Origin of the sequence: Dietzia sp. B32 (genome assembly GCF_024732245.1) — a bacterium.
Taxonomy (GTDB): domain Bacteria; phylum Actinomycetota; class Actinomycetes; order Mycobacteriales; family Mycobacteriaceae; genus Dietzia.
Genome location: NZ_CP093845.1, coordinates 821,286 through 833,584, shown reverse-complemented (window position 1 = coordinate 833,584; position 12,299 = coordinate 821,286). Strand labels below are relative to the sequence as shown.

10 protein-coding genes are annotated in these 12,299 nt (G+C 71.5%); 6 read left to right on the top strand and 4 right to left on the bottom strand.

Going from position 1 to position 12,299, the window contains the following annotated elements:
* Positions 1 to 108: 108 nt before the first annotated feature.
* The gene (locus tag L8M95_RS03985; RefSeq protein WP_260488135.1) at positions 109 to 1,290 is read left to right on the top strand and encodes a class I SAM-dependent methyltransferase; all 1,182 of its coding nucleotides are present in this window, start codon (positions 109 to 111) and stop codon (positions 1,288 to 1,290) included.
* A gap of 59 nt (positions 1,291 to 1,349) precedes the next feature.
* Here the strand turns inward: L8M95_RS03985 and L8M95_RS03980 are convergent, their stop codons facing one another.
* The 4 genes from L8M95_RS03980 to L8M95_RS17490 all read right to left on the bottom strand — a co-directional run bounded on the left by L8M95_RS03980 (position 1,350) and on the right by L8M95_RS17490 (position 5,198).
* Complete coding sequence (locus L8M95_RS03980; RefSeq protein WP_260488133.1) at positions 1,350 to 1,649, bottom strand: hypothetical protein; 300 nt, start codon at positions 1,647 to 1,649, stop codon at positions 1,350 to 1,352.
* 121 nt (positions 1,650 to 1,770) lie between these two features.
* A complete protein-coding gene (locus L8M95_RS03975; protein WP_260488131.1) occupies positions 1,771 to 2,577 on the bottom strand; it encodes an enoyl-CoA hydratase/isomerase family protein in 807 nt (268 codons plus the stop codon).
* Positions 2,564 to 4,132, bottom strand: a complete 1,569-nt coding sequence (locus L8M95_RS03970) for a class I adenylate-forming enzyme family protein (protein WP_260489154.1) — start codon at positions 4,130 to 4,132, stop codon at positions 2,564 to 2,566. Before L8M95_RS03970 ends, L8M95_RS03975 begins: the two co-directional genes overlap by 14 nt.
* A gap of 124 nt (positions 4,133 to 4,256) precedes the next feature.
* Entirely contained in the window at positions 4,257 to 5,198 is a 942-nt protein-coding gene (locus L8M95_RS17490) for a helix-turn-helix domain-containing protein (RefSeq protein WP_312027443.1), read from the bottom strand.
* A gap of 276 nt (positions 5,199 to 5,474) precedes the next feature.
* Here L8M95_RS17490 and L8M95_RS03955 point away from each other — a divergent pair, with 276 nt between their 5' ends.
* The 5 genes from L8M95_RS03955 to L8M95_RS03935 are packed head-to-tail and all read left to right on the top strand — an operon-like array spanning position 5,475 to position 12,289.
* Positions 5,475 to 6,713 (top strand): acetyl-CoA acetyltransferase, encoded by a 1,239-nt coding sequence (locus tag L8M95_RS03955; protein WP_260488129.1) that lies wholly within the window; start codon positions 5,475 to 5,477, stop codon positions 6,711 to 6,713.
* On the top strand, positions 6,710 to 7,924 hold the full coding sequence (locus tag L8M95_RS03950; protein ID WP_260488128.1) for an acetyl-CoA C-acyltransferase: 1,215 nt from the start codon (positions 6,710 to 6,712) through the stop codon (positions 7,922 to 7,924). The genes L8M95_RS03955 and L8M95_RS03950 overlap by 4 nt, the downstream gene beginning before the upstream one ends.
* Before the next feature lie 57 nt (positions 7,925 to 7,981).
* A complete protein-coding gene (locus L8M95_RS03945; RefSeq protein ID WP_260488127.1) occupies positions 7,982 to 9,499 on the top strand; it encodes a carotenoid oxygenase family protein in 1,518 nt (505 codons plus the stop codon).
* Positions 9,500 to 9,557: 58 nt separating this feature from the next.
* Positions 9,558 to 11,294 (top strand): class I adenylate-forming enzyme family protein, encoded by a 1,737-nt coding sequence (locus L8M95_RS03940; RefSeq protein ID WP_260488125.1) that lies wholly within the window; start codon positions 9,558 to 9,560, stop codon positions 11,292 to 11,294.
* Positions 11,291 to 12,289: a nitronate monooxygenase family protein gene (locus L8M95_RS03935; RefSeq protein WP_260488124.1), complete on the top strand. Its 999-nt coding sequence runs from the start codon at positions 11,291 to 11,293 to the stop codon at positions 12,287 to 12,289. The genes L8M95_RS03940 and L8M95_RS03935 overlap by 4 nt, the downstream gene beginning before the upstream one ends.
* Positions 12,290 to 12,299 lie beyond the last annotated feature (10 nt).

Here is a 12,299-nt window from a genome sequence, read left to right as displayed (position 1 = left end):
CGGCCCGGTTCGCGGGTAGCTTGCTCTCGCGCGTCATTCCTCCCTACGGTCGAGGGCGCGCCCGTCCGAAGGACTCACGTGTCTTCTCCTGCCGCCCCCGGGTCGCCTGTGACCACCGTCAGTTGGCGAGAGAAGGGCGAGGACCGCACTGCCGGGTGGCACTCCGAGAACGGCGCGCCGCCGCCGCGGGACATCGTGGTGATCCACGACGACATCGCCGCGGACAAGGCGCTTCGGATGATCCGGCGGGGCACCGGACTGCTCTGGCGAGGCGACTTCCACAACGCCCGCCAGCTCATGCGCGCCCTCGACCGGCGACTGCAGAAGCGGGCGTCCCGGGCGCCGCAGAGCTCCGAACCCGGGGAGGTGTTCCTCGCCGACCGGAAGGCACGCGCGCAGCGGGCGGAGACGCTGGGCAAGATCCTCATCCCACTCGAGCAGGATTACTCGGTCAGACTGCGCCGAGCGCCCGACGTACGCGACGCCTGCACCCATGCCTACGGGCCGCCGACCCACAACGGCAACGACTCGACCGGTCGGGAGACGCTGGTCTCGCTACCCGAGCTCCTCGGCGTCATCAGTGCCTACGAGTGGCACCTTGGCGGCATCGAGGTCGCCGCGTTGGGGGCCCGGATCCATCCCGCCTACGGCGTGTTCGCCCCTACCCGAGACGAGTACATCGACCTGGTCGCCGACGCCCCCTGGCCGCAGGGTGTCGAGGATCCGATCGTGTGGGACATCGGCACGGGCACCGGTGTGCTCGCGGCCGTCCTGGCCCGGCGCGGGGCACGGCAGGTCGTGGCGTCCGACATCAACCCGCGCGCGGTGCAGTGCGCGCGCGACAACGTGGGTCGGCTGGGGTTGGCGGACCGGGTGGACGTGGTGGAGGCCGACCTGTGGCCTTATGACGACGACGAGGTGGGCGACGCCGGGCGAGCCGACGTGGTGGTGTGCAACCCGCCGTGGATTCCCGGTCGTCCGACCTCGGCACTGGAGCAGGGGATCTACGACCCGGGCTCGGACGTGCTCAGCCGCTTCCTCGGTGGGCTCGCCGACCACCTCACGCCGCAGGGCGAAGGGTGGCTGATCCTGTCCGACCTCGCGGAGCAGCTCGGCCTACGAGCCAGCGACGAGCTCCTCCACCGCATCGCCGACGCCGGGCTGACGGTTCTGGGAACGCACGAGACGACGCCTCGCCACCCGCGCGCGGCCGACAGCGCCGATCCACTGCACGCCGCCCGGTCCCGCGAGCGGACCATCCTGTGGCGACTGGCCGCGCGGCCCTCGTGACGGCCCGCGCGGGGGCGGCTGGGTGACTTCGTCCGCCGGCAGCGGGACAGCAGAGGTATTCAGTCGCCGGCGTCGATGTCAGGCGGGCCCGACGGGTGGTTCTTGCGGAGAAGCCCGGTGGTCGTCCTGATGAGGACATCGGCCACCAGCAGCGGCGCGATGACGAACACCGCGCCCCACCCGGTGGCCGCGACCGGCACCCAGTTCTCCCACCACATGCTGGCGTCGCGGGCGTAGTTCCGGCGCCGGGACAGCGTCAGCAGTCGCCGCGAGGTGGTGCCGTCGTTCGGATCGTGGGCGCGCCCAGCATGCGGTGAGCCCGCGAGCAGGCCCGATACGTCCGATTCGGACGCTTTCACGTGGAAGCTCGCCTGCCGAGGAGAGCGCGGAACCGTGTCCATGATGAGGATTCGACACCGGACGGACATCGGATGGGGAGGCGGGCGCCCGTGGTCCCGACCCCGGGCGCCCCGCCATCAGTCAGTCGGGGTACCGCGGATCGCGTCCGTCGAAGAACGCCGCGGCACCCTCCTGCAGGTCACCGTCGGGAATGAGGTCGATCCACAGTTCGCGCTCGAGTTCGAGCCCGGCGGGCAGGTCGACGTCCAGGCCGCGATCCACGCACTGCTTGACGCTGCGGATCGCTCGCGGGCTGTTGACCGCCATCGTCTCGGCCAGTTCCAGGGCGAGCGGCAGCGGGTCGTAACCGTCGGAGACCGCTTCGACCAGCCCGATGCGCAGCGCCTCGGCAGCGTCGACGGGCCGGGCGGTGAACATCATCAGCTTGGACATGCCCGGCCCCACCAACCGTGCGAGGCGTTGCGTACCGCCGGCCCCGGCGAGGATTCCCCACCTAACTTCGGGCTGGCCCAGCTTCGCGCGCGCGCCGGCGACCCGCACGTCGCAGGCCAGGGCCAGCTCGCACCCGCCGCCGAGGGCCGTGCCGTTGACCGCGGCGATGACGGGCATCGGTAGCGCGGCCACGCGGTCCATGAGCCCCTGCACCCGCTCCACGAACTCGCGGGCGGTGGTCTCGTCGGTGATCTGCTGGAACCGGTGGAAGTCGCCGCCGGCGCTGAAGTGTCGGCCGGTGCCGGTGATGACCACGGCGCGGGCCGCCGAGGACTCCAGTTCGGTGAGGGCCGCTTCCATGGCCTCGACGAACGGGTCGGTCCAGGCGTTGACCGGCGGGCTCTGCATCCTCAGCACCGCGATCTGGTCCGAGTGCGGGAAGAGGTCGACCAACGGCATGGTCTGGTCAGCGTCTGTTCTGTCAGTGCCCGTCACGTGAGCGTCCCTTCCGCGCCACGCGCTGAGACTCGTCGGTGGGCCTGGCGGTGAGTTCGTTCTTGAGGATCTTGCCGGAGACGTTGCGGGGGATCTGGTCGACGAACTCGATGAACCGCGGGGCCTTGTACCCGGCCACCTCCGTGCGGACGGCCTCGTCGAGTTCCGCGCGGGTCAGCTCGACGCCGGGCTCGGGGATGACGAACGCCTTGACCGTCTCGCCCCACTCGGCGTCGGGGATTCCGGCCACCGCCACGTCCGCGACCTTCGGATGCACCTTGAGGATGTTCTCCACCTCCTGCGGGTAGACGTTCTCCCCGCCGGTCTTGATGAGGTACTTGGTCCGGTCCACCATCCGCAGCGTGCCATCGTCCTGGAGGACAAAGACGTCGCCGGTGTGGTGCCAGCCGCCGGCGAGGGTCTCCGCGGTGGCAGCCGGGCGGTTCCAGTAGCCCTGCATCACCGTGCTGCCCCGCAGCAAGAGCTCGCCGGGCTCGCCGGGCGCCACGTCACGGCCGGCGTCGTCGACGAGTCGGTAGGCCAGAGCCGGCATCACGGTTCCGTACGTCGACGGGTTGCGGTCCACCTGATCCTGGGTGGCCCACGTGGTCTTGGTCCCGGACTCCGTCTGACCGTAGATGCCCATGTACTCCACGCCGAGGCGGGTACGGGTGGCCTCGATGACCTCGCGTGACTCCAGCCCGACGGCCGAGACGAGCAGGCGCAGTGTCGTGTCCCCGGCCGGGGCCGCGTCGGGGTGGGTGACGAACGGGCCGGAGATGCCCGGGACCACCATGACGATGGTGACGCCGTGCTTCTTCACGGCGGCGTGCATCTGCGCCGGGTCGGCGGCGGCCTGCGTGACCACGGTGCCGCCGAGGATGAGCTGCGAGTGGAGCAGTCCGAGGCCCGCCACGTGGAAGAGCGGCAGGAACGCGAGGTAGGTGTCGTCGCGGTTCATCCGCAGGGAGCTCGTCATGTTCTGCGCGTACCCCACCCACGTGCGTTGGGCGAGCATGCAGCCCTTGGCGCGGCCAGTGGTCCCACTGGTGTAGAGGATGGTGGAGGTGGCCTCGCCGTGGGACTCGTCCGGCACCGGGGTGGCGGCGAGGGTCGCCGTATCTACGGTGGCGGCGGCGCGATCGAGCGGGGTCCATCCTTCCGCGGTGCCGTCCAGGAGGAACCGGGCGACGACGACGAGGTCGTCCGCGATCGACGTCGCCGCCTCCCGGTGTGCCGAGTCGGCGACGAGCGCGGTGACCCCGGCATCCTGCAGGTTGGTCGTCAGCTCCGCGGCGTGGAGCCGGGTGTTCTGGGGCACCGCGATCGCGCCCACCTCGGACAGGGCGAGAAGCGTGACGGCGTAGGGCAGGGAGTTCACCCCGAGGATGCCCACGCGGTCGCCCGGTGCGATGCCCGCCGCGCGGAACTGCTCGGCCTGGGCCAGGACCCGGCCGAGCAGGTCGGGGTAGGTGAGCGACTCGCCGGTGGCACCGTCGATCAGCGCGGTGCGCCCCGGCTGCTCGAGGGTGTGGCGACGAAGGAACGAGGTGATTGCGGGCGAAGAGAGGGCGGGGGAGCCGGGGCCCGGGTGTGTGGTGGCGATGCCAACCTCCTGAAGGTGAGTGTCACGTCAGGTTAATCCCAATTCCCGGCGTGCCCCGGCCCTCGTGCCCCGTTCAGGGCTGGGGCGCGCCCACGAGGTTGCCGCCCCGGAACCGCACCTCGCTGCGCTCGAGGACCCCGTTGCAGCAGTTGCACGTGAACTGCGGGAGGAGCTCCGCCCCGCATGCGCGGTGGATCATGGACAGCCCCGAGTGGCCGTCGTCGGCCAGCCAACTCCTCGCCCAGTCGTTGAGCATCGCCGAGACGGGGAAGAAGTCCTGCCCGGCAGGGGTGAGGCGGTAGACCTGCCGCCGCCCGCCCTCCCGGTGCGACTCCCGGGTGAGGATCCCGGCGTCGACGAAGTCCTTCAGCCGGCTGGTCAGGGTGGCGGGGGAGATGTCCAGGCTGTCCTGGAAATCCTGGAAGTGGACGTCGCCCATGAGGGCGCACGCCAGGACGAGCGAGGCCCAGTGGTCGCCCAGGACGCGGGAGGAGTCGATCGGCCCATCCGAGCGGGTCGCGCGGCGGGAGCGGGTGGCACGGACGTCGCGCAGCAGGTTCGCGTCCGGCCGGGCAGTGATGTCGCGGGCGCGGAGCCCGATGGCACCACACGCGCCGCAGCCCAGGACCGGATGGGTGGCCTGCCCGCACGGGCGGTGTAGCAGTTCGATCTCCGAGTCGCCGTGGGCGGGGCCGGCCCAAGACTGATCCCACGAGCGGATGGCGACCATCACGCGCCACAGGTCCTTGCCGGCGTCGGTCAGCCGGTACTCCCGCGATCCGGGGTCGGGATCGTCGTCCGGATGGGTGAGCACGCCGTCGGCCACGAGGTCGGCCAGGCGCCGCGCCAGGACGGCGTCGGAGATGCCGAGCGCCTGGCGGAGCGCGCCGAAGCTGCGGTGGCCCACGAAGATCGCGCGCACGATCCGCAGGCCCCACGAATCGCCCACGATCACCAGGGCCCGCCCCAGGCCGGGGACGGACGCGGCCTGGTCCTGCGCGGTCGGGACCGCCATGCCGCCACCACCTCCCGATTTGCGACTCGGGCCAGCGTATCAGCCGCGGCGCAGTGCTCGCGCATGTGAAGTGATCTACTGCCGACTGTTGCTTCAGCTGGCCTTACGGTGGTCATCACGCTTTCACTGTTGTAGTAATCGCCGGGTGGCGCTACATTGACGACAGGCGTGACCTGCGCCACTCTCGTCCGTGTCGGGCCGGGCGTCGGGTCACGGAGCGAAGAGACGAACAGATGCGGGCGGGACAGCGTTCCCGTCGGGTGGAGGTAGGACCAGATGAGTGAGCCCGTGTACGTCCTCGGCGGCGGCCGGACCGACTTCGCGCGCAAGTGGTCGTCGGAGGGCCTGGGCCTGTTCGACATGTTCACCGAGGTCATCCCGGCCACACTCGCCGGCGCCCGGATCGACGCGAGCGACGTGGACGTGATCCACGTGGGCAACCTCGCCGGCGAACTGTTCTCCGGACAGGCGCAGCTCGGAGGCATGGTCGTGGCCGCCGAGCCCGCCCTGGACGGCGTGCCCAGCACCCGGCACGAGGCGGCCTGCGCCTCCGGGTCCACCGCCGTGCTCGCCGCGAGCGCGGACATCGCCTCGGGCCGATACGACGTCGCCCTCGTGCTGGGCATCGAACTCATGCGCAACGTCTCCGCCAAGCAGGCCGCCGACAACCTCGGCACCGCCGCGTGGGCCGGCCGCGAGGCACTCGATGCCGAGTTCGCCTGGCCGGCCCTGTTCGCCGAGATCGCCGCCGAGTACGACACCCGCTACGGCCTGGACCCCGCACACCTGGGCCGGTTCGCGGAGATCGCCTTCGCCAACGGCCGCCGCAACGCCCAGGCCCAGACCCGGGCCTGGGACCTCGAGCCGGCCGCGTTCACTCCGGACGACTATGCGAACCCACTCGTCGAGGGCATGCTCCGCAAGACCGACTGCGGTCGCATCACCGACGGCGCCGCCGGCGTCGTCCTCGTCAGCCGCCGCTTCGCCGAGGCCTGGGCCGAGCGCACGGGCGCGGATCTGGGGAACGAGGCCGTGCTCGCGGGATTCGGCCACCGCACCTCCACCCTGCTGCTGGCCGACAAGCTCGCCCAGAGCGCAGGAGCGGAGCACATGTTCCCGCACCTGGCGGGTGCGGTCGAGGACGCCTACCGCCGGGCCGGTCTGGACGGGGTCGACGACCTCGACGTGGCCGAGATCCACGACTGCTTCTCCATCAACGGCATCGTCACCATCGAACACATGGGCCTGGCCGCACCCGGCGCCGGCGGTGCCGCCGTCGCCGAGGGTGCGATCGACCGCGACGGCCGGCTGCCCGTCAACCCGGGCGGCGGACTGCTCGCCGACGGCCACCCGGTCGGTGCCACCGGCGTGCGCATGGTGCTCGACGCCGCGAACCAGGTCACCGGCCGTGCGGGCGAGCAACAGGTCGACGGAGCCCGCACCGCCATGACCGTCAATGTGGGCGGCTCGTTCACCACCGCCGTCGCCACCGTCCTCACCCGGGGTGTCCGATGAGCGCCGGTCGCGAGGTCTACATCCTGGGCTCGCTGCGCACCCCGCGCGGCAAGGGCCACGCCGGCGGAGCGCTCGCCGGGATCACCCCGCTGAGCCTGGTCGAGCAGCTCCTGAACGGACTGGTCGACAGCGTGGGCCTCGACCCGGCGGCGGTCGACGACATCATCCTCGGCTCGGCCACCCAGACCGGGGCCCAGGGCGCCAACCTGGCCCGCACCGCCGCGCTCACCGCCGGCTGGGACCACTCGGTCGCCGGTCAGACGGTCAACCGCTTCTGCGCCTCCGGCATCGACGCCATCAAGAACGCGGCCGGGCTCATCGGCTCCGGGCAGGCCGACCTCATCGTGGCCGGGGGAGTGGAGTCGGTCTCCCAGGCGCCGATGTTCGCCGATCGCGGCCCTCTCTGGGCGGATGCGGAGGTCATCTCGTCCATCGGCAGCGTCCACATGGGCATCGCCGCTGACATCGGGGCCACCGAACTCGGGCTGACCCGCGAAGAACTCGACGCCTACGGTGTCCGCACCCAGGAGCTGGCGGCCCGCGCGTGGGACCGTGGGTTCTTCGACTCCACCCTGATGCCGGTCCGCGACGCCGACGGCCGGGTGGTGCTCAGCCGCGACGAGCTGATGCGCCCGGTCACCGCCGAGCAGCTCGCCACCCTGGAGCCCGCGTTCGCCGCCCTCGGCGCCGACGGACAGGACGCCCTCGCCCTGGAACACCTCCCGGAACTGGACAGGATCGACCACCTGCACACCCGGGGAACGTCGCCCTCGCTCGCGGACGGAGCGGCCCTCGTCGTCGTCGGCACGCTCGCCGCCGCCGTGCGTGCCGGCCTCACACCCCTGGCGCGCATCGTCGCCGGCGCCTCCGTCGGCGCCGACCCGGTGCGCATGCTCGGCGCCGGACAGGCCGCCATCGGGTGCGCCCTCACCCGCGCCGACCTCACCCCGGACCAGATGGACGTGGTGGAGTTCGCCGAGGCGTTCTCCGCGTTCTGCCTGAAGATCCAACGCGAGTGCGGCTTCGGTGACGACCGCTTCAACGTCAACGGCGGCACCATCGCCATGGGCCACGCCTTCGGAGCCACCGGCGCGATCCTCACGATCCAGGCCGTCGAGCAGCTGCGCGTGGGTGGTGGCCGCTACGCCACCGCCGCCGTCAGTGGCGCCGCCGGGCTGGGCACCGCGCTGATCCTCGAGGCCGCCCGCTGAGCGCCGAACCGCTCGCACCGCGCACCCCCCCACTTCTCTGACCGAAAGGACCACCCCATGGAGACCGAGGTTCTGGGCCGCATCCTCAGCACGCTGCCCGCCGACGACGACCACCCCTACCGCACCGGCCCCTGGCGCCCGCAGCACACCGAGCGCGCGGCCGACGACCTCGAGGTGATCGGCGACCTGCCCGACGACCTCGACGGCGTCTACCTGCGCAACACCGAGAACCCGGTGCACAACGCACTGTCGGGCATCTACCACCCCTTCGACGGTGACGCGATGATGCACGTCGTGGGCTTCCGCGACGGCGAGGCGTTCTACCGCAACCGCTTCGTCCGCACCGACGGGCTGCTCGCCGAGCAGGAGGCCGGCGGGCCGCTGTGGCCGGGCATCGCCGAGAAGCCGACCGCCGCCCGGGTCGACCACGGGTGGGGCGCGCGCGGCCTGCTCAAGGACTCCTCCAGCACCGACGTCACCGTCCACAACGGCCGGGCGCTGACCAGCTTCTACCAGTGCGGCGACCTGTACCAGCTCGACCCGCTCACCCTGGAGACCCGCGGCAAGGCCACCTGGGACGGGGCGTTCCCCACCGACCTGGGCGTGTCCGCGCACCCGAAGGTCGACCTGGCCACCGGCGAGATGCTGTTCTTCAACTACGGCACCGAGGCCCCCTACATGCACTACGGGGTGGTCGACTCGAACGACACGCTGGTCCACTACACCGAGGTCCCGCTGCCCGGGCCGCGTCTGCCGCACGACATGGCGTACACCGAGAACTACGCGATCCTCAACGACTGCCCGCTGTTCTGGGACCCCGAAGCGCTGGCCCACGGCAAGTACGCCAACCGCTTCTACCCGGACATCCCCACCCGCCTGGCCGTGATCCCGCGCCGCGGCAGCGCCGAGGACATCGTGTGGTTCGAGGCCGACCCCACCTTCGTCCTGCACTGGACCAACGCCTACGAAAGTGGCGACGAGGTCATCCTCGACGGCTTCTTCCAGAAGTTCCCCCTACCGGGCGACACCGGCGTGGGCACCGCCTACGAGCGTGCGTTCCGCTTCCTCGCCGCCGACCGCATGGGCACCCGCCTGCACCGCTGGCACCTCAACATGCGTACCGGGCAGGTCCGCGAGTACGACCTGTCGGACCGCGTCACCGAGTTCGGGATGATCAACGACCGCCTCCGCGGGCAGGAGTACCGCTACACCTACGCCGCGCAGAACAAGCCCGGCTGGTTCCTGTTCAACGGCGTGGTCAAGCACGACCTGCTCACCGGCGCCGAGACCTCCTACGAGTTCGAGGAGGGCGTGTTCTGCAGCGAGACCGCCATGGCCCCGCGCGTCGGCGCCACCGCCGAGGACGACGGCTACCTCATCACCATCACCGTCGACATGAACCGCGACCTGTCCGAGTGCCTGGTTCTCGACGCGCAGCGGGTCGAGGACGGGCCGATCGCGCGCGTTCGCCTGCCCGAGCGGGTGTCCTCCGGTACCCACTCCACCTGGGCGTCGGGCGCGGAGATCCCCGGCTGGCGCACCCACGACTCGATGGCCGACGCGCTGCGGCTCTGACGGGCCCGCACCGGTTCCACCCCCCATCCACGCACGTCCGATTCAAGGAGACAGACAGATGGTCCAGTTCACCGAGGGGATGCACTCACCCGAGCGCGTGGCCGACTACCGCGCCCGCGGCTGGTGGGACGACCGCACCCTGTACGGCGAGTTCCTCGCCCGGGTCGCCGAGCGCGGCGACGCCGTGGCCGTGGTCGACCCCCTCAACCGCGAGTCCCTGGTGGGTTCGCCGCCGCGGCGGCTCACCTGGAACGAGGTCGACGACGAGGTGGTGCACCTGGCGGCCCGTCTGCTGGAGCACGGGGTGCGCGCGGGTGACGTCGTGGGGATCCAGATGCCCAACTCGGTGGAGCTGGCCGAGGCCCTGCTGGCCACCTGGGCGATCGGGGCGGTCGCCTCCCCGTTGGCGATGCAGTACCGCGAGTACGAACTGAGCACCATGGGCCGCAAGGCCGGCTTCCGGGCGATCCTCACGACCAGCCGTTTCCAGGACCGCAGCCCCGCCGCGGAGTCGATCGCCGCCCGCTCGGCCATGTCCCCGCAGCCGGTCGTGCTCACCGTCGGCGCCGCCTCCGAGGCCGGTGAGGTCGCCGACGCCCACATCGTCTCCGGCCCCGCGAGCGACGCGGACCGCGCCCGCGTCGAGGCATGGCGCGCCGAGCACTCCCACGACCCCAACCACTGCGTCACCCTGTGCTGGACCTCCGGCACCGAGGGCGAGCCCAAGGGCGTCCCGCGCGCCGACTACGAGTGGGTGTCCATCGGCGACGGCACCACCTCCGGGCCCAAGGTCACCGTGGACAGCGTCCTGCTCAACCCGTTCCCCATGATCAACATGGCCGGGATCAGCGGCATGTTCCTGCCCTGGCTGTTCACCGGCAGCCTGCTGGTCCAGCACCACCCGTTCGACGCGCCCACCTTCTTCGCGCAGATCGCAGGCGAGCGCGTCACCTACACGCTGGCCCCGCCGGCGCTGCTGTGGATGCTGCTCAACAACGACGCACTGCTGGCCAAGGTCGACCTGTCCAGCCTCGAACAGCTCGGCTCCGGCTCGGCGCCGCTGCAGCCGGCCATGGTGCGCGGCTGGCAGGACCGGTTCGGCCTCAGCGTGATCAACAACTTCGGCTCCAACGAGGGCCTGGCCCTGCAGTCGCTGCCCGAGGACTTCCCGAACCCCGACGAGCGGGCCCGCTTCTTCCCGCGCCACGGCGCGCCGGGCGTGGAGTGGGAGGTGTTCCTGGGCGACCGCGTGGGCGTGCACCTGGTGGACCTCGAGACGGGGGAGGACATCACCACCGCGGGCGTCCCGGGCGAGCTGCGCATCGACGGGCCCACCGTGTTCGCCGGCTACCTCGACGGCGAGAACCTCTCGAGCCCCTTCGACGAGCAGGGTCGCCTGTGCACCGGAGACGTGTTCGAGATCGCCGGCGAGGACGGGCGGTTCCTCGAGTACGTCGACCGCAACAAGGACCTCATCATCCGCGGCGGCATGAACATCGCCCCCGTGGCGCTGGAGGCCATGATCGCCGAGCACCCGGCCGTCGCCGAGGTCGCCGTGATCGGCGACCGCGATGAGGTCCTGGGGGAGCGGGTCGCCGCCGTCGTCGCGCTGCGCGAAGGGCAGAGCCTCACGCTCGAGGAGCTGGTGTCATTCCTGCGGGACCGCAGGATCGGCTCGTATCAACTGCCCGAGCGACTCGAGGTGCGCCCCGAGCTGCCCCGCAACGCCGTGGGCAAACTGCTCAAGCGCGACCTGCGCCGCCAGCCCGTCGCCGTGAGCGGCGAATCGAAGTGAGCCGGGCAGTGCACGTGGAGAGCGAGCACGCGGAGAGCGAGCACGCGGAGCTGCTGTCCCGGCTGCGGATCCCCGTGGTCGCCGCGCCGATGTTCCTCGTCTCCGGACCGGAACTCGTGGTGGCGGCCTGTCGGGCCGGCGTGATCGGCTCGTTCCCCACCCAGAACTGCCGCACGGTCGACGAGCTCGACCGGTGGTTCCGCGAGATCACCGACCAGCTTCAGGACGCCGGCCCCGCCGCGGCGCCGTGGGCCGTCAACCTCGTCACCCACCGCAGCAACCGCCGCCTCGCCGACGACCTGCGACTGGTGGCCGAGTACCAGCCGCCCATCGTCATCACCGCCCTCGGGTCACCGCGCCCGGTCATGGAGGTGGTCCACGGCTACGGCGGCATCGTGGTCGCCGACGTCGTGAACATGTCCCTGGCGCACAAGGCGGCCGAGGCCGGCGTCGACGGCATGGCCTGCATCTCCGCCGGCGCCGGCGGGCACACCGGCCACATGTCCCCGTTCGCGTTCATCTCCGCCGTCCGCGAGTTTTTCGACGGACTGGTGATCATCGGCGGCGGGATCGCCGACGGCGCCGGGGTGGCCGGAGCCGTCGCGGCGGGCGCCGACCTGGTCTACATGGGCACCCGCTTCCTCGCGGCGCAGGAGAGTCACGCGCAGCAGCCGTACAAGCAGATGGTCGTGGACCACGGCCCGGATGATCTCATCGTCAGCAACGCCATCACCGGGACCCCGGCGTCGTGGCTGCGACCCAGCCTGGTGGCCAACGGGATGGACCCCGACGACCTGCGACCACTGCTCGCCGACCGCGACTACACCTCCGGCGACGAGGGCATCAAGAGGTGGAAGGACCTGTGGGCGGCCGGCCAGGGGCTGCAGTCCATCCGCGCGATCGACCCGGTCGCCGGAATCGTCGACCAGCTGGCCGGGGAGTACGAGGACCGCCTCGCCGCCGTCGCGGAGAGGCGGGCGCTGACCGTGCGGTGAGCGGGCCCCG